The organism is Pseudarthrobacter defluvii (genome assembly GCF_030323865.1).
In the GTDB taxonomy this organism is placed as follows: Bacteria; Actinomycetota; Actinomycetes; order Actinomycetales; family Micrococcaceae; genus Arthrobacter; species Arthrobacter sedimenti.
The window spans coordinates 2,166,444-2,183,615 of sequence record NZ_CP066362.1 but is presented as its reverse complement, the minus strand read 5'-3'; the positions used below and the strand labels follow the sequence as shown (position 1 = coordinate 2,183,615).

General features: G+C 67.3%; 15 protein-coding genes. 13 read left to right on the top strand and 2 right to left on the bottom strand.

The genetic code is table 11. The features are described 5' to 3' along the window. Positions 1-112 precede the first annotated feature (112 nt). The 13 genes from pyrR (at position 113) to JCQ34_RS09980 (ending at position 15,166) form a co-directional block, all read left to right on the top strand. Positions 113-700: a bifunctional pyr operon transcriptional regulator/uracil phosphoribosyltransferase PyrR gene (pyrR, locus tag JCQ34_RS10040; RefSeq protein WP_286397236.1), complete on the top strand. Its 588-nt coding sequence runs from the start codon at positions 113-115 to the stop codon at positions 698-700. Then, entirely contained in the window at positions 697-1,725 is a 1,029-nt protein-coding gene (locus tag JCQ34_RS10035) for an aspartate carbamoyltransferase catalytic subunit (protein ID WP_286397233.1), read from the top strand. The genes pyrR and JCQ34_RS10035 overlap by 4 nt, the downstream gene beginning before the upstream one ends. Then, a complete protein-coding gene (locus JCQ34_RS10030) occupies positions 1,725-3,065 on the top strand; it encodes a dihydroorotase (RefSeq protein WP_286397230.1) in 1,341 nt (446 codons plus the stop codon). Before JCQ34_RS10035 ends, JCQ34_RS10030 begins: the two co-directional genes overlap by 1 nt. Then, the gene (locus JCQ34_RS10025) at positions 3,065-3,583 is read left to right on the top strand and encodes a hypothetical protein (protein ID WP_286397228.1); all 519 of its coding nucleotides are present in this window, start codon (positions 3,065-3,067) and stop codon (positions 3,581-3,583) included. The genes JCQ34_RS10030 and JCQ34_RS10025 overlap by 1 nt, the downstream gene beginning before the upstream one ends. Continuing rightward, entirely contained in the window at positions 3,564-4,877 is a 1,314-nt protein-coding gene (carA, locus tag JCQ34_RS10020; RefSeq protein ID WP_434738905.1) for a glutamine-hydrolyzing carbamoyl-phosphate synthase small subunit, read from the top strand. The genes JCQ34_RS10025 and carA overlap by 20 nt, the downstream gene beginning before the upstream one ends. After that, positions 4,877-8,191, top strand: a complete 3,315-nt coding sequence (gene carB / locus JCQ34_RS10015) for a carbamoyl-phosphate synthase large subunit (protein ID WP_286397222.1) — start codon at positions 4,877-4,879, stop codon at positions 8,189-8,191. The genes carA and carB overlap by 1 nt, the downstream gene beginning before the upstream one ends. Beyond that, positions 8,184-9,059, top strand: a complete 876-nt coding sequence (pyrF, locus tag JCQ34_RS10010; protein ID WP_286397219.1) for an orotidine-5'-phosphate decarboxylase — start codon at positions 8,184-8,186, stop codon at positions 9,057-9,059. Before carB ends, pyrF begins: the two co-directional genes overlap by 8 nt. Positions 9,060-9,169: 110 nt before the next feature. Next, on the top strand, positions 9,170-9,487 hold the full coding sequence (mihF, locus tag JCQ34_RS10005; protein ID WP_200830713.1) for an integration host factor, actinobacterial type: 318 nt from the start codon (positions 9,170-9,172) through the stop codon (positions 9,485-9,487). Positions 9,488-9,532: 45 nt separating this feature from the next. Then, positions 9,533-10,126, top strand: coding sequence for a guanylate kinase (gmk, locus tag JCQ34_RS10000; RefSeq protein ID WP_286397214.1), 594 nt, complete (start codon positions 9,533-9,535; stop codon positions 10,124-10,126). Between the two features lie 15 nt (positions 10,127-10,141). Beyond that, positions 10,142-10,402 carry a DNA-directed RNA polymerase subunit omega gene (rpoZ, locus tag JCQ34_RS09995; protein WP_003800778.1) on the top strand — a complete coding sequence of 87 codons (261 nt, stop codon included), beginning with the start codon at positions 10,142-10,144 and terminating at the stop codon, positions 10,400-10,402. 38 nt (positions 10,403-10,440) lie between these two features. Further along, the gene (coaBC, locus tag JCQ34_RS09990; RefSeq protein WP_286397213.1) at positions 10,441-11,676 is read left to right on the top strand and encodes a bifunctional phosphopantothenoylcysteine decarboxylase/phosphopantothenate--cysteine ligase CoaBC; all 1,236 of its coding nucleotides are present in this window, start codon (positions 10,441-10,443) and stop codon (positions 11,674-11,676) included. A 109-nt stretch (positions 11,677-11,785) separates the two neighbouring features. Further along, a complete protein-coding gene (gene metK / locus JCQ34_RS09985; protein ID WP_142133758.1) occupies positions 11,786-13,021 on the top strand; it encodes a methionine adenosyltransferase in 1,236 nt (411 codons plus the stop codon). Between the two features lie 117 nt (positions 13,022-13,138). Further along, positions 13,139-15,166: a primosomal protein N' gene (locus JCQ34_RS09980; protein WP_286404407.1), complete on the top strand. Its 2,028-nt coding sequence runs from the start codon at positions 13,139-13,141 to the stop codon at positions 15,164-15,166. Here JCQ34_RS09980 and JCQ34_RS09975 read toward each other — a convergent pair. Together JCQ34_RS09975 and JCQ34_RS09970 are read right to left on the bottom strand one after the other, a co-directional pair. Beyond that, positions 15,163-16,242: a glycosyltransferase family 4 protein gene (locus JCQ34_RS09975; protein ID WP_286397212.1), complete on the bottom strand. Its 1,080-nt coding sequence runs from the start codon at positions 16,240-16,242 to the stop codon at positions 15,163-15,165. The genes JCQ34_RS09980 and JCQ34_RS09975 overlap by 4 nt on opposite strands. After that, the gene (locus JCQ34_RS09970) at positions 16,239-17,168 is read right to left on the bottom strand and encodes an alpha/beta fold hydrolase (RefSeq protein ID WP_286397209.1); all 930 of its coding nucleotides are present in this window, start codon (positions 17,166-17,168) and stop codon (positions 16,239-16,241) included. Before JCQ34_RS09970 ends, JCQ34_RS09975 begins: the two co-directional genes overlap by 4 nt. Positions 17,169-17,172 lie beyond the last annotated feature (4 nt).

Genomic DNA, 17,172 nt, shown 5'->3' with positions numbered 1-17,172 from the left:
ACCAGCACCGCGTTGATCCCGGGCCGGCGCGGCTGGACCGTGTGGTAATTTTGAACAGCAATCATTCCTTTTTTAATTCCGTCCTGTGAGGCGGGGAAAGGGGAGACGAGCGTTGACATCTGTCACCAGCGCACCGGTTCCAGCCAGGGTTGTCCTCAACCAGGCGGACATTGACCGGGCCCTCACTCGTATCGCCCACGAGATCCTCGAAGCCAACAAGGGTTCCCGGGACCTGGTCCTGCTGGGCATTCCCCGCCGCGGTTACCCGCTGGCTGTCCGGCTTGCGGAAAAAATCGCCGCCGCGGACAACACCGTTGATGCCGCGGCCATCGTAGGGCAGCTTGACGTCACCATGTTCCGGGACGACCTTTCCCATCAGGGGACCCGCCCGCCGTACCCCACCAGGCTGCCGCGTACCGGCATCGACAACAAAGTGGTGGTGCTCATCGACGACGTCCTCTACTCCGGACGCACCATCCGCGCCGCCCTGGACGCACTCGTGGACCTCGGGCGGCCGCGCATCGTCCGGCTTGCCGTCCTGATTGACCGGGGCCACCGCGAACTTCCCATCCGCGCGGACCACGTGGGCAAGAACCTGCCCACGTCCTCCGCCGAAAAGGTCCGGGTCCGGCTGGAAGAAACGGACTCCTCCGCTGTCGGAAGCCCGGTCAACGAAGTCGTGATCGAGGGGGGCGCATGAAACACCTCCTGTCCACCGGGGACCTCAGCCTTTCGAACGCCATCCGCATCCTGGACACCGCCGAGGAGATGTCGGCCGTGGGGGAGCGGGAAGTCAAGAAGCTCCCCGCGCTGCGTGGCCGCACCGTGGTCAACCTCTTCTTCGAAGACTCCACCCGCACCCGGATCTCCTTCGAAGCCGCGGCCAAGCGGCTGTCGGCCGATGTCATCAACTTCGCCGCCAAGGGATCATCCGTCTCCAAGGGCGAATCCCTCAAGGACACCGCCCAGACGCTGTCCGCCATGGGTGCGGACGCCGTCGTCATCCGCCACTGGGCCTCGGGCGCGCCCCACCGCCTCGCCGCCACTGACTGGATCGACGCGGCGGTCATCAACGCCGGCGACGGCACCCACGAACACCCCACCCAGGCCTTGCTCGACGCCTTCACCATGCGCCGACACTGGGCCCGCCTCGGCGGCACCGGCTCGGAAGGAACGGACCTCAAGGGCATGCGGGTGGCCATCGCAGGCGACGTGCTGCACTCCCGTGTGGCACGCTCCAACGTCTGGCTGCTGCGCACGCTCGGCGCGGAAGTGACCTTGGTGGCCCCGCCCACGCTGCTGCCGGTCGGCGTCGACAAATGGCCCTGCAGCGTCAGCTATGACCTCGACCAGACGCTGGCCAACGGCGTCGATGCCGTGATGATGCTCCGGGTCCAGGGCGAACGCATGAACGCTTCCTTCTTCCCCAGCACCCGCGAATACTCCCGGCGCTGGGGCTTCGACGACAACCGGCTGCGGGCTTTGGACGACCTTGGCATGACGGACACCATCATCATGCACCCCGGACCCATGAACCGGGGCCTGGAGATCAGCGCCGCCGCCGCCGATTCGCCCCGTTCCACCGTCCTGGCGCAGGTCCGCAACGGCGTATCCGTGCGGATGGCCGCGCTGTACCTGCTGCTCTCCGGAGACACCCGGGAACCAGCCGCACACCGGGCACCGGCCTACGCCGCCGCAGCCCCTTCCACCAAGGAGAGCAACTGATGGCAGCCAACACCGGAACGTACCTGATCCAAGGCGCCGCCATCCTGGGCGGCGAGCCCGCGGACCTGCTGATCCGCGACGGCATCATCGCCGAGATCGGCCATGGCCTGTCCGCTGATGGCGCCACCGTCATCGACGCCGCCGGCCTGGTGGCGCTGCCCGGCATGGTGGACGTCCACACGCACCTGCGCGAACCGGGCCGCGAAGACGCCGAAACCGTCGAGACCGGCACCCGGGCCGCTGCGCTGGGCGGCTACACAGCCGTGCACGCCATGGCCAACAGCACCCCCGTGGCCGACACCGCCGGTGTGGTGGAACAGGTCTACACGCTGGGTCTTGCAGCCGGCTGGGTGGATGTCCGCCCGGTAGGTGCCGTCACCGTCGGCCTGGCAGGGGAGCAGCTGGCTGAACTCGGCGCCATGGCCGATTCCCGCGCCCGGGTCCGGATGTTCTCCGACGACGGCATTTGCGTCCACGACCCCGTGCTCATGCGCCGCGCCCTCGAGTACGTCAAGGCGTTCGACGGCGTGGTGGCCCAGCATGCGCAGGAACCCCGCCTCACCGCCGGGGCACAGATGAACGAGGGCGACGTCTCCGCCGTCCTGGGCCTGACCGGGTGGCCCGCGGTGGCGGAGGAAAGCATCATTGCCCGGGACGTCCTGCTGGCCCAGCACGTGGGCTCCCGCCTGCACGTATGCCACGTTTCCACGGCGGGCTCGGTGGAGATCATCCGCTGGGCCAAGGAGCGCGGCATCGACGTCACGGCGGAGGTCACCCCGCACCACCTGCTGCTGACCGACGACCTGGTGCGCAGCTACGATCCCGTGTTCAAGGTCAACCCGCCGCTGCGAACCGATGCCGACGTCCAGGCATTGCGTGCGGGGCTGGCAGACGGCACGATCGACGTTGTGGGTACCGACCACGCACCGCACCCGAGCGAGCACAAGGAATGCGAGTGGGCGCAGGCTGCCATGGGCATGACCGGGCTGGAGACCGCCCTGTCCGTGGTCCAGCACGCCATGATCGAAACCGGCCTGATGAGCTGGGCGGACTTTGCCAGGGTCACCTCCACCGCGGCCGCGAAGATTGGCCGGCTGGCTGACCAGGGCCGGCCCATCGAGGCCGGGGAACCCGCCAACCTCATCCTGCTTGATCCGGCGGCCCGCTGGACGGTGGACCCCTTCCAGATGGCCACCATGGGCCGCAACTCGCCGTTCAAGGGAAGGGAACTGCCGGGCAAGGTGGTGGCCACCTTCTTCAAGGGGCACCCCACTGTCCTGGACGGCACCCTCAACACCCCGCACCCGGACGCCGCCGCAACCCCGGCGGGCGCTGCCTGATGGAAAAGATCCTTCCCGGACTTGCCATGCTGGCGGTTATCGCCGTCGTCTTTGTCCTTCTCGGCGTGGGCTGGCGCAACCGCCTGAAGCGCCAGTCCGACGTCGAGCAGCTGCCCCAGGTGCCCGCCGCTCCCGGTGAGCCGACCGCCGCTGCCGACGGGCAGTACGTGGCCACCACTACGGCAGGTGATTGGCTTGACCGGATCGCGGTGCACGGGCTGGGCATCCGCACCAACTCCACCCTCGAGGTGTACCCGCACGGCGTCATCTACGGGCGGTCCGGCGCACCCGCGCTGTACATCCCCGCGGCCTCCCTGACTGAAGTCCGCCAGGACAGCGGCATGGCGGGGAAGTTCGTGGAGAAGGACGGCCTCCTGGTGCTCGGATGGACGCACGGCGCGCATGAACTGGATACCGGCTTCCGGACCCGCCGCGCCGCGGACAAGGACGTGCTGTACCAGGCCCTTCAGGATTTGATTTCGTCAGCCCCAGCGGCTGGTGCCACCAGTGGAAAGTAAGACAGTGAAAGCGAATACATTGACAGCAACCACCTCCGCTCCTGTATCGGCCCCAGCTGCGCTGGTTCTCGAAGACGGGCGTATTTTCCGCGGCACCAGCTACGGCGCCACGGGCACCGCCCTGGGCGAGGCCGTCTTCGCCACCGGCATGACCGGCTACCAGGAAACCATCACCGATCCGTCCTACGCCCGCCAGCTGGTGGTGCAGACGGCGCCGCACATCGGCAACACCGGCGTCAATGATGACGACGCCGAGTCCCGGCGCATCTGGGTGGCGGGCTATATCGTCCGCGACCCCGCACGCCGCCCCTCCAACTGGCGCTCGGAGCGCTCCCTGGACGAAGAGCTGGTGGCCCAGGGCATCGTCGGCATCCAGGGTGTGGACACCCGTGCCATCACCCGGCACCTGCGCGAGCACAAGACCATGCGCGCCGGCATCTTCTCCGGTGAGGCCGCCCAGGTCACGGACAAGGAATTGGTCGACGCCGTCCTGGCCAGCGCCCCCATGGAGGGTTCGCGCCTGGCCGAGGAGGTTAGCGTTGACGCAGCCTATGTGGTGGAACCGAAGGACCACGGCTGGGACGGCGATCCCCGCTTCACCATCGCGGCGATCGACCTCGGCATCAAGGCCATGACCCCCGTCCGGTTCGCCGAGCGCGGCGTCCGCGTCCACGTGCTGCCCGCCACCGACACGCTGGAAGACGTCAAGGCGGTCAACCCGGACGGCTTCTTCATGTCCAACGGCCCCGGCGACCCCGCCACGGCCGACGCGCAGGTCAAGCTGCTGCGCTCGGTCCTGGACGAAAAGTTGCCCTACTTCGGCATCTGCTTCGGCAACCAGATCCTGGGCCGGGCACTGGGCTTTGGCACCTACAAGCTCCGCTACGGCCACCGCGGCATCAACCAGCCGGTGATGGACCGCCGCACCGGCAAGGTGGAAATCACCTCCCAGAACCACGGTTTCGCTGTGGACGCCCCGCTGGACGGCGCAACCCAGGCACCCGAGGAGCGCTACGGCCGCGTGGAAGTAAGCCACGTCAGCCTGAACGACGACGTCGTGGAAGGCCTCGCCTGCCTCGACATCCCCGCGTTCTCCGTGCAGTACCACCCCGAAGCGGCAGCCGGACCCCACGACGCCGCCTACCTGTTCGACCGCTTCATCGAACTGATGGAGGGCACCCGGGACGGCCGGAGCGCAAACCTGTCAAAGGAACCGGTGGACTCAGCGCACTCCGCCGGGGCCGAACCGGCAACGCCGAAAAATTCCGACAACAAGACTGAGGACAAGAAGTAATGCCGAAACGTACAGATCTCAAGAGCGTCCTCGTCATTGGTTCCGGCCCGATCGTCATCGGCCAGGCCGCCGAGTTCGACTACTCCGGCACCCAGGCACTGCGGGTCCTCAAGGAGGAAGGCCTCCGCGTCATCCTCGTGAACTCGAACCCGGCCACCATCATGACCGACCCCGAGTTCGCCGACGCCACCTACGTCGAGCCCATCACCCCCGAGGTGGTGGAGAAGATCATCGCCAAGGAACGCCCGGACGCCGTGCTGCCCACCCTGGGTGGCCAGACCGCGCTGAACACCGCCATCGCACTGGACAAGAACGGTGTGCTGGAGAAGTACAACGTGGAGCTGATCGGCGCGAACATCGCCGCGATCGAGCTCGGCGAGGACCGCGAGAAGTTCAAGGGCGTCGTGGAGCGCTGCGGCGCCGAGTCCGCCCGCAGCCACATCATCCACACCATGGACGAGGCACTGACGGCCGCCGTCGACCTCGGCTACCCCATGGTGGTCCGTCCCTCCTTCACCATGGGCGGCCTGGGCTCCGGGCTGGCCTACAACGAAGAGGACCTGCGCCGCATCGTCGGCCAGGGCCTGCAGTACAGCCCCACCAGCGAGGTGCTGCTCGAAGAGAGCATCCTGGGCTGGAAGGAATACGAGCTCGAGATGATGCGGGACAAGAACGACAACGTGGTTGTCGTCTGTTCCATCGAGAACTTCGACCCCGTAGGCGTGCACACCGGTGACTCCATCACCGTTGCCCCGGCGCTGACCCTCACCGACCGCGAGTACCAGAAGCTGCGCGACGTGGCCATCGCCGTCATCCGCGAGGTGGGCGTGGACACCGGCGGCTGCAACATCCAGTTCGCCATCGACCCCAAGACCGGCCGTGTGGTGGTCATCGAGATGAACCCGCGCGTCTCCCGCTCCTCAGCGCTGGCGTCAAAGGCCACGGGTTTCGCCATCGCCAAGATCGCCACCAAGCTCTCCCTGGGCTACACCCTGGACGAGATCCCCAACGACATCACGCAGAAGACCCCCGCGTCCTTCGAGCCGACACTCGACTACGTGGTGGTCAAGGTCCCGCGGTTCGCCTTCGAGAAGTTCCCCGCGGCAGACAACACCCTCACCACCACCATGAAGTCCGTGGGCGAGGCCATGGCCATGGGCCGCAACTTCACCGAGGCCCTCCAGAAGGCCCTGCGCTCCCTGGAACAGAAGGGCTCGCAGCTGGACTTCAGCTCCGTCCCCGAATACGAAGTCGCAGAGCTGATCGAAAAGGCCAAGCGCCCCACCACCGAGCGGCTGCACCAGGTCCAGCGCGCCCTCCTGGGCGGTGCCACCGTGGAACAGCTTTTCGAGGCCACCAAGATCGATCCCTGGTTCCTGGACCAGCTCGAACTCCTCAACGAGGTCTCCCGCGAGATCCGCCAGGCCGGCGCCCTCACCAAGGAGATGCTGCAGCGCGCCAAGCGCCACGGCTTCTCCGACGAACAGATCGGCGCCCTGACGCACAACTCCGAGGCAGTGGTCCGCGGGGTGCGCCAGGCCCTGGGCATCCGCCCGGTCTACAAGACCGTGGACACCTGCGCCGCCGAGTTCGCCGCGTACACCCCGTACCACTACTCGGCCTACGACGAAGAGGACGAGGTTGCGCTGCACTCCAAGCCGTCCATCCTCATCCTCGGCTCCGGCCCCAACCGCATCGGCCAGGGCATCGAGTTCGACTACTCCTGCGTGCACGCGTCCATGGCGCTGCGCAAGGCCGGCTACGAGACCGTCATGGTCAACTGCAACCCGGAAACCGTCTCCACCGACTACGACGTCTCCACCCGCCTGTACTTCGAGCCGCTGACGCTCGAGGACGTCTTGGAAGTCATCGCAGCCGAGGAACGCACCGGCGGCGTCATGGGCGTCTTCGTCCAGCTCGGCGGCCAGACCCCGCTGAAGCTGGCCCAGCAGCTGGCCGACGCCGGCGTGCCCATCCTGGGCACTTCCCCGGAGGCCATCGACCTCGCCGAGCACCGCGGGGCGTTCTCCCGGGTCCTGGACAAGGCCGGGCTCGTCTCGCCCAAGAACGGCACGGCGGTTTCCTTCGAGGATGCCAAGACCATCGCCGACGAGATCGGCTACCCCGTTTTGGTCCGCCCCTCCTACGTGCTGGGCGGCCGCGGGATGGAGATCGTCTACGACGAGCCCAACCTTTCCCGCTACATCGCCAACGCCACCGAGATCACCCCGGACCACCCGGTCCTGATCGACCGGTTCCTGGAGGACGCCGTCGAAATCGACGTCGATGCCCTCTTCGACGGCACCGACATGTACCTGGGCGGCATCATGGAACACATCGAGGAAGCCGGTATCCACTCCGGCGACTCCGCCTGCGTCCTGCCGCCCATCACCCTGGGGAGCAACGTCGTCGAACGCGTCCGGACCGCAACCCGTGCCATCGCTGAAGGCGTGGGCGTGCGCGGCCTGATCAACATCCAGTTCGCCTTGGCGTCCGACGTCCTGTACGTCCTGGAAGCCAACCCCCGCGCGTCCCGGACCGTGCCGTTCGTGTCCAAGGCCACCGGCGTGCAGATGGCCAAGGCTGCTGCCCTCATCGGCGCCGGCGTGACCATCAACCAGCTGCGCGGCGCCTACAAGATCCTGCCGGAAGCCGGCGACGGCTCCACCCTGCCGCTGGACGCCCCCGTGGCCGTCAAGGAAGCAGTGCTGCCGTTCAGCCGGTTCCGCACCATCGAGGGCAAGGTGGTGGACTCGCTGCTCGGACCCGAGATGCGCTCCACCGGCGAAGTCATGGGCATTGACAAGCACTTTGACACCGCGTTCGCCAAGAGCCAGGCCGGCGCCAACAATGCCCTGCCCACCGAGGGCAAGGTGTTCGTCTCCGTGGCCAACCGGGACAAGCGCGCCGTCATCATGGCGGTCAAGCGGCTCTCGGACCTCGGCTTCGAGATCGTCTCCACCGGCGGCACCGCCGACGTCCTGCGCCGCAACGGCCTGCAGGCCACGCCGGTCCGCAAGGTGGCCGAGGGCAGCAGCGCGGAGGGCGAGGGCACCATCGCGGACCTGATCGTGGCCGGCGAGATCGACATGGTCTTCAACACGCCCTCGGGCGGGGAGGCCCGCAGCGACGGCTACGAAATCCGCGCTGCGGCCACGTCCATTGGCATTCCGTGCATCACCACGGTGGCCGAGTTCAACGCCGCCGTCCAGGCCATCGAAGCCATGCGCACCTACGAATGGTCCGTCACCAGCCTGCAGGAGCACGCGGCAGCGCTTGCGGAGTCGCAGAAAGCGGCCCTGCAGCATGCCTGAGCAGGTTCCCGGCACGCCTGCACCCAGCCCCGGCCGGGAGTCCTTTGGCTCCCGGCTCGGCGCGGCCATGGCCGCGCGCGGCCCGCTGTGCGTCGGCATCGACCCGCACCCGGCGTTGTTGAAGAGCTGGGGTCTGGACGACGACGCCGCCGGGCTGAGGCGCTTTTCCCTCACTGTCCTGGAGGCGGTGGCTCCGCTCGCTGCCGCGGTCAAGCCGCAGGTGGCGCTGTACGAGCGCCATGGATCCGCGGGCATCGCGGTGCTGGAGGAGGTCCTGGCTACCGCACGGGATGAATCGGTTCTGACGATTGCCGACGCCAAGCGCGGAGACATCGGGTCCACCATGGCTGCCTACGCCGACGCCTGGCTCCGTGACGGGTCTCCGCTGGCGGCCGATTCCGTCACGCTCAGCCCTTACCTCGGCTTTGAGTCCTTGCGCCCCGCGCTCGACCTGGCGGCAGGGACCGGCCGCGGTGTCTTTGTGCTGGCCCTGACCTCCAACCCGGAGGGCGCCTCCGTCCAGCACGTGGGCGGAAAGGACTCCGTGGCCCGCAGGATCACGGCCGCAGCGGCTGCCGAGAACTCGCGGTATGCAGAAAGCCTGGGATCCGTGGGCCTGGTGGTGGGTGCCACCGTCGGGAGCGCCTTGGCGGACCTGGACCTGGATCTCGCGGCCGTGCGCGGCCCCATCCTGGCACCCGGGCTCGGGGCGCAGGGGGCTACGCCGGCGGACCTTCGGGCCACCTTCGGTGCTGCCTACCCATTGGTCCTGGGAACGTCCAGCCGCGACATCCTGTCGGCGGGACCGCAGGTCCGTGGCTTGCGCAACGCTGCCCTGCGCACCCTGGAAGGGCTGCGGGGACAATAGCCTGCAATTGCCCCGATGCATTGATTCACGCTGCACCAGAGGGTAGTTTCAGGACAGGTCCAAGGGCGGCCGCCCTTGGATGAAATCCGCCGACTTCGGGGGTGTCCGTGATGGTCCTGCGACCCTTATCTGCGTCTGAACGGGCCGATGCCCTGGGCAAGGCGGCAGCAGCCAGGGCCACCCGGGCCGCCGCCAAGGAAAGCCTTCGGAACGGCGACAGGTCCGCGGCGGACATCATCAGTTCGGCCCTGGAGGACGACGCTTTGGCCCGGATGAAAGTCTCCGAGCTGCTTGAAGCCCTTCCCGGCATCGGGAAGGTACGGGCGGCGGCGATCATGCAGCAGCTGGGTATTGCAACGTCCCGCAGGGTCAGGGGCCTGGGCGTCCACCAGCGCCGGGCGCTGGTAGATTTTATAGACGAGCATTGAGGCAGGCAGCGCCTGTCTTTCCCCCAACTGCGGCAAAAGGAATACGTGAGCAAGAAACCTGGACTGACAGTCCTCGCAGGTCCGACGGCTGTTGGCAAAGGCACCGTGTCCACCTACATCCGTGACAACTACCCCGAGGTGTGGCTTTCCGTCTCAGCCACCACCCGCGCGCCCCGGCCCGGGGAGGTGGACGGCGTTCACTACTTCTTCAAGTCCAAGGAGGAGTTCGAGCAGCTCATTGCGGCTGGTGAGCTCCTGGAATGGGCGGTTGTCCACGGCCAGAACACCTACGGCACCCTGAAGAGCACCGTCAACCGGGCCATCGACGAAGGCCGGTCCGTGCTGCTGGAGATCGACCTGCAGGGCGCCCGCCAGGTCAAGGCAGCCGTCCCGGACGCCCAGTTCGTCTTCCTCGCACCGCCCACCTGGGACGAAATGGTCCGCCGGCTGGTGGGCCGGGGCACGGAAACACCGGAAGAACAGCAGCGGCGCCTGGAAACCGCTAAACTGGAACTTGCTGCTGAACCGGAGTTCGACCACACCGTCATCAACGACGACGTCCGCCGGGCAGCGGACGAGCTTGTTTCACTCATGGGGCTGACACCGCATCCACACCTGCCGGAACCGTCAGCCCGCTAGGAATTTGGAGAATTCGTGTCCACGAACCTTGAAGGCATCATCAACCCGCCGATCGACTCGCTGCTCGAAGCAGCCGACTCCAAGTACGGCCTGGTGATCTTCGGTGCCAAGCGCGCTCGTCAGATCAACGCCTACTACGCCCAGCTGCACGAGGGCCTGTTCGAATACGTCGGACCCCTGGTCGACACCAAGCTGAACGAAAAGTCGCTCTCGATCGCACTGCGCGAGATCAACGAAGGCAAGCTGGTCTCCACGCCGATCGAAGCCGCAGAGTAAACCTGCTGCTGAACTGACTTGCTGTTGACGGAGGTCACGTGCGCATAGTCCTCGGAGTCGGGGGAGGGATCGCCGCCTACAAGGTGGCATCGCTCCTCCGGCTTTTTACTGAAGCCGGCCATGACGTCACCGTGATCCCCACGGAGGCGTCCACCCGCTTCATCGGAACCGCCACCTGGGAGGCGCTGTCCGGCAACCCCGTGAGCAACAGCGTCTTCGACGACGTGCACCTGGTCAACCACGTCCGGCTTGGCCACGAGGCCGACCTCGTGGTGGTGGCACCCGCCACGGCAGACCTCCTGGCGAAAGCTGCCACGGGCCAGGCCGGGGACCTGCTCACCAACACGCTGCTGATGGCACACGGCCCCGTGCTGTTCGCCCCCGCCATGCACACGGAGATGTGGCAGCACGCCGCCACCCGCGCCAACGTCGAAACCCTGCGCTCCCGCGGCGCCGCCGTCCTGGAACCCGCCTCCGGCCGGTTGACCGGCGCAGACTCAGGACCGGGAAGGCTGCCCGAGCCCCAGCTGATCTTCGACGCAGCCATGGCACTGGTCCAGGGACAGTCCAACTACCAGCTCCCGCTTGCCGGCCGCACCGTGACCATCAGCGCCGGCGGCACCCGCGAACCGCTGGACCCTGTACGCTTCCTCGGCAACCGGTCGTCCGGCAAGCAGGGCGTGGCCCTGGCGGTCGCCGCCCGGAACGCAGGCGCCACCGTGCGGCTGCTTGCCGCCCACATGGACGTTCCACCGCCGGCAGGCGTGGAAGTCGTCCGCGTGGAAACTGCCCTGCAACTCCGCGAGGCCGCACTGGCTGCCGCTGCCGGGTCCGACGTCGTCATCATGTCCGCAGCCGTAGCCGACTTCCGCCCCGCCGAGGTCTCGGACACCAAGATCAAAAAGCGCGACGACACTGCTGATCCCGTCGTTACCCTGGTCCGCAACCCGGACATCCTGCAGGAACTCGTGGAGCAGCGGAATGCGGGCTATGCCCAATCCGGGCAGCTGATCGTAGGATTCGCAGCCGAGACCGGGGACAGCCAGGGGGACGTACTGGCCTATGCGGAGGCAAAACTGCAGCGGAAAGGCTGCGACCTGCTGGTGGTCAACCACGTGGGCACGGACAAAGTCTTCGGGCAGGACTCCAATTCGGTGGTCATCCTTTCGCGCTCAGGCTCCGAACCACAGGAGGCCTCGGGATCCAAAACCGAGGTTTCGGAAGCCATCATCAGCCGCATCAGTTTCGAACTGAACCACATTGCCTCAAACTGAACGTGTTTCGCCCTTGGCCCGAGTGTTCCTGGCCACGTTCGCTTAGCACAGGGACATCTATCGACTTCTCCCTGACGGGAGTACCAACACCAACCAGTAAGGTAGTTGAGTGACTTTACCGCTGCACCTTCCCCACACCCATGGGGCCACGCCCTCCGCGCTCCGGCTCTTCACGTCCGAGTCGGTCACTGAAGGCCATCCGGACAAGATCTGCGACCAGATCAGCGATGCCATCCTCGACGCGCTGCTGTCCGCCGACCCCGAGTCCCGCGTGGCCGTGGAGACCATGGCCACCACCGGCCTGGTGCATGTGGCCGGCGAAGTCACCACCGACGCCTACGTCGAAATCCCGCAGATTGTCCGCGAAACCATCCTGGGCATCGGGTACGACTCCTCGGCCAACGGGTTCGACGGCGCCCGCTGCGGCGTATCCGTTTCCATCGGCCAGCAGTCAAACGACATCGCCGGTGGCGTCTTCAACTCCCTCGAGGCCCGCGAGGGCCGCCAGGAGGACGACTACGACCTCCAGGGCGCCGGCGACCAGGGGCTGATGTTCGGTTACGCCAGCGACGAGACCCCGTCCTACATGCCCACCCCCATCTGGCTGGCCCACCGGCTTTCCGAACGCCTGACCGACGTCCGCAAGACCGGCCAACTGGCCTACCTCCGCCCGGACGGCAAGACCCAGGTCACCGTGGGCTATGACAAAGACGTTCCGGTATCCGTTGAGACCGTGGTGATTTCCAGCCAGCATGCCGAGGGTGCAAGCCTTGAGCAGCTGCGCGCCGACCTCGCCGCCGTCGTGATTGAACCGGTCCTCGCTGCCGCCAACCTGGATATTTCCCGCGCCGCCAACATCCTCAATCCCGCCGGTGAGTTCGTCATCGGCGGCCCCGTGGGCGACGCCGGCCTCACCGGCCGCAAGATCATCGTCGACACCTACGGCGGCATGGCACGCCACGGCGGCGGCGCCTTCTCCGGCAAGGATCCGTCCAAGGTGGACCGCTCCGCCGCGTATGCCATGCGCTGGGTCGCCAAGAACGTGGTGGCCGCAGGCCTGGCGAAGCGCGCCGAAATCCAGATCGCCTACGCCATCGGACAGGCGCGGCCGGTGGGAACCTACGTGGAGACTTTCGGCACCGAGACCGTGGATCCGGCCCGGATCAGCGAAGCCATTGCCGAGATCTTCGACCTCCGTCCCCGGGCCATCATCGACGCCCTGGACCTGAAGCGGCCCATCTATGCCAAGACAGCCGCCCACGGCCACTTCGGCCGGGATGAACCCGATTTCACCTGGGAGCGCCTGGACCGGGTTGACGATCTGAAGGCGTACTTCAACGCCTAATGTCAGTGCCCGGTGCTTTGCTGTCCGTGTCGAACCGGTAGCTGAACGGAGGTAACTGTCGTGGTTCCTGACAGCTCCGTCCAGCCCACCCTGCTGCAGGGTTTTCCCGCACGCAAAATGCCCGGCGGCGTTCCCCTCGCCCGGCGCCTGCCGGTGGCACGGGTCCTGGTTGAGTCCTCCCTGCCTCACCTGGACCGCCCATTCGACTATGCCGTCCCGGAGCCGCTGGACCAGGCTGCCCAGCCTGGAACCCGGGTGAAGGTCAAGTTCAATGGCCAGGACCTCAGCGGATTCCTCCTTGAGCGGGTTGAGGAGTCCGACGCCGGACACACCTTGGTTCCCTTGGCGAAGGTTGTGTCCCCGGTCCAGGTCCTCACGCCCGCCGTCAGGGACCTTGCCACCGCCGTTGCTGCCCGTTACGCCGGTACGGTCAGCGATGTCCTCCGCTTGGCGGTGCCCCCGCGGGTGGCCAAGCTGGAAAAGGACTACCCCGACTCGCTGGGTGCAAAGGAGGCGTTTCCTGCGCCCGAAGCTGCCGGAACCCCCGCCGTTTCCGCCTGGCGTGAGTACCGCACAGGTGCTGCGTTCCTGCGGCACCTGGCTGGCGGGGGATCGCCCCGCGCCGTCGTCAACCCCCTGCAGGGGTACGGTCCCGCGGGCTGGCCGGACCTGCTGGCCCAGGCCTCCGCTGCCGCCTACACCTCCGGTAGGGGCTCGGTGCTGGTGGTACCCGACTACCGGGACCTGGACCGGCTCGAGGAAGCGCTCAAAAGGCTGGTCCCGGCCGAGGCGGTGGCCCGGCTCACCGCCGACAACGGGCCCACCCCGCGGTACCGCAATTTCCTCCGACTCTTGGCCGGCACTGCGAAGATCGCCATCGGCACAAGGTCCGCCGCCTTCGCGCCTGTTCAGGACCTGGGGCTGGTGGCCTGCTGGGACGACGGCGACGATCTTCACATCGAGCAGCGCGCACCATACGCCCATGCCCGGGAGGTCCTGCTTCTGCGGGCCGAGCAGGAAGGCGCTGCCTGCCTGCTTGCAGGCCATGCCCGCAGCACCGAAGTGCAGCGGTTGGTGGAAGCCGGCTGGGCCGTCCCGGTCGAAACCGAGCGTGGAACCCTCCGCAGGACCGTTGCCCGCGTCGTCAGCACTGCCGACAGCTTCGAACAGGCGCGGGATCCACTGGCCACCCTCGCCCGCCTCCCGCACGCCGCGTGGCAGGCGGCCAAAGAAGGACTGGAGCGCGGCCCTGTGCTGGTGCAGGTGGCCAGGGCAGGCTATGCGCCCTCGCTGGTATGCGAAACGTGCCGTGCACCGGCTCGCTGCGCCCACTGCCAGGGACCCCTGGCGCTGGGTGGAACATCAGCGCTGCCGCAGTGCCGCTGGTGTTCCACCCCGGCACCGGACTGGAGGTGTTCCCACTGTGGGGGCAGGCGGCTGCGCAAGGGCGCCACCGGGGTTCTGCGCACTGCCGAGGAGCTTGGCCGAGCATTTCCCGGCACCACAGTCATCACGTCCTCCGGCGACCAGGTGAAGGCCAGGGTGGGGGCGGGCAAGGCGCTGGTGGTGGCCACCGTCGGCGCCGAACCTGTCGCAGAGGGCGGTTATGCTGCTGCCCTGCTCCTGGACGGCGATTCCCTGCTCCGCCGCGAAACCCTCCGTGCAGGAGAAGACACCGTGCGGCGCTGGTTCAATGCTGCAGCGCTGGTCCGTCCCGCCCCGGACAAGGGGCTGGTGGTGGTTACGGCCTCGGACGCGGCAGCAACCGGCGCCCTGCTGCGGTGGGACCCGGCAGGTTACGCCCAGCGCGAGCTGTCCCTCCGGATGGAGCTGCAACTGCCGCCGGCTGTGCGGATTGCTTCCGTGACGGGGCCGCGGGCTGCCGTGGAACACTACACCGGTGCCGTGGAAGCCGACCTCGCACGCGCCGGCATAACGCTGCGCACTGCGGGCCCGGCGCCGCTGCTGCTGACTGCACCGCCCTCCGGCAGGCGCTCAGCCGAAGACGTACGGACCCTGCTGTTCTTCCCTTACGGCCAGGCGGCCGCCGTCGTCCGCGTCCTCAGGGTCACCCGGGCAGCCGTAGCAGCCAAACGGACCACCGACCCGGTGCAGCTCCGCCTCGACGGTGTCGACGTGCTTTAGGTCCGGCGCCTTTTCGCCATGACTTCGTGGGCCGCGTCCACCAGCTGGCGTGCCGATTCGTCCCAGCTGAATTCGCTTGCCCGCGCAATGGATCGCCGGGACATGTCCTGCCAGTGCGCGTCATCCTGCAGGCGCGCCACCGCGTCGGCGAATTGCTTCGGGGACTCCGGGTCCACGTAGAGCGCTGCGTCCGCACCAACTTCCCGGAAAATCGGAATGTCGCTGGCGATCACCGGGGTGCCAAGCGCCATGGCCTCGACCAGGGGAAGCCCATACCCCTCGGCCCTGGAGAGGCTCACCAGTGCGGTGGCCCGCCGCAGCAGGGCGTCATACTCCGCATCCGTCACCCCGTTGTGGAACACCACCGAGGCGCCCGGCGGGATGATTTGTTCCAGCTCGGCGCGCCGCTGCGGCGTTATGCGGCTGAGCAGGTGCAGGGTGTAGCCGGGCAGGCCGGCCATGCCCGCCACCATGGTGTCCACGTTCTTGTACGGCATGAACGAGCCCATGTAGATGATCGTCTTGTCAGTACCATCGTCCGGGTTGCGGGGTTCCTGGGCCGGCTGCGGGGCGTTGGCGATGATGCGCACGGGCCGGCGCGTCAGCCGGTACTTGGCCATCAGCGCCTCGGTGGTGCGGCTGATGGTGGCCACGATATCGGCGCGGTTGAGGAGCAGGCGCTGCGGCCAGAACGCCTTGTGGTATAGCCGCCAGAGCAGGCGCACGGGTCCGGGCAGGAAGCCCGGGGGAGTGGGGTGCTCGTAGTAGATGAGGTCGTGCAGCGTAAGGATGAGGCCGTACTTGCGGCCCCACGTGCCCATGGTCTGCATGGGGCACACCACCACGTCCGCTCCGATGCCGTTGACCGTCCGGGCGACGAACAGCTCACGGGGGGAGAGCGGGCTGCTGATGAGCGTGTACGGAACGTCCGGAAGGAGGGCCAGTTGCCGGACATCGGAGACCAGCATGGACACGTCGGCGATCTTCGCCGTGGCAGCAATCAGGCTTGCTCCGTAGCGGCTGATGCCGTCGTGGTGGTCGGTGCGGGTGAAACGTGCATCGATGACAATCTTCACGCGGGGTGGTCCTTCAGGAAGCTGCGGATGTAGCGGGCGGCCGGTTCCGGCGTTTCGTAGTGGATCAGGTGTCCGACGCCGGGTATCACCTTCAGCTGCCCGTCCGGCAGCAGGGCCAGGAGGCGGTGCTGGTTGGGAAGGGTGGCAATTTCGTCTTTTTCGCCGGCGATCAGCAGCACGGGAAGTTCCAGGCGTTCGGCCACCTCTGCCACATGGTTGCTGACGGAGGCGGTGAAGGACTCCAGCAGGCTGTCCCGGTCGGCGAAGGAACTGAAATAGGCGTGGTGCTGGCCATGAATGAAGGCGCGCAGCTCCATGTCGCGCGTCTTGGCCATGGTTTCGCTCATCACCCGCACGATCAGCGGATTGCGCAAAAGCGCCAGGCCCGGCTTCCGGGGGAGGCGTGCCGCCAGCCGGTAGTAGAGCACGGCCAGCCGGGTCATCACGCCTTTGGGTCCTTCCAGCGCCGGGGCGGCGATGGGGTTGACCAGGATCAGGGGCTTTACGGCATCCGGGTTGTTGGCTGCGAAGTGTGACGCCACGATGGAGCCGAAGGAATGTCCCAGCAGCACGGTGTCCGGTCCCAGGCCCTGGGACGCCATGAAATCGGTGATGAACTGCCCGTAACGCTCCACTGAGTGCGCGTCCTGGACAAAGGCGTCTGAACTGCCAAAGCCGGGCAGGTCCGGCATGATGATGCGCATGTCCGGGAGCTGGTCCGCGACGCGCAGGAGCCCGTGGTGGTCGCCGCGGAATCCATGGACCACCAGGATGGTCCGGGTATCCGGCGTCTCTTCGAGGGGCTGGTAGGTCCAGAAGGCCACCGTTCCGCCGTCGAGGATCACCGTGGAGGCGGACGTGCGGGCGGCGAGGCCGGGACTCAGGTACTTGGGCGCAGGGGATGTTTCCGGGTTCACGGTATCCATGCCG

Excerpts from the sequence above, each read along its gene's own strand:
- JCQ34_RS10035 (WP_286397233.1), top strand. The coding sequence starts at position 697 with ATGAAACACCTCCTGTCCACCGGGGACCTCAGCCTTTCGAACGCCATC.
- JCQ34_RS10030 (WP_286397230.1), top strand. The coding sequence starts at position 1,725 with ATGGCAGCCAACACCGGAACGTACCTGATCCAAGGCGCCGCCATCCTG.
- JCQ34_RS10025 (WP_286397228.1), top strand. The coding sequence starts at position 3,065 with ATGGAAAAGATCCTTCCCGGACTTGCCATGCTGGCGGTTATCGCCGTC.
- carB (WP_286397222.1), top strand. The coding sequence starts at position 4,877 with ATGCCGAAACGTACAGATCTCAAGAGCGTCCTCGTCATTGGTTCCGGC.
- pyrF (WP_286397219.1), top strand. The coding sequence starts at position 8,184 with ATGCCTGAGCAGGTTCCCGGCACGCCTGCACCCAGCCCCGGCCGGGAG.
- mihF (WP_200830713.1), top strand. The coding sequence starts at position 9,170 with ATGGTCCTGCGACCCTTATCTGCGTCTGAACGGGCCGATGCCCTGGGC.
- JCQ34_RS09980 (WP_286404407.1), top strand. The coding sequence starts at position 13,139 with ATGCCCGGCGGCGTTCCCCTCGCCCGGCGCCTGCCGGTGGCACGGGTC.
- JCQ34_RS09970 (WP_286397209.1), bottom strand. The coding sequence starts at position 17,168 with ATGGATACCGTGAACCCGGAAACATCCCCTGCGCCCAAGTACCTGAGT.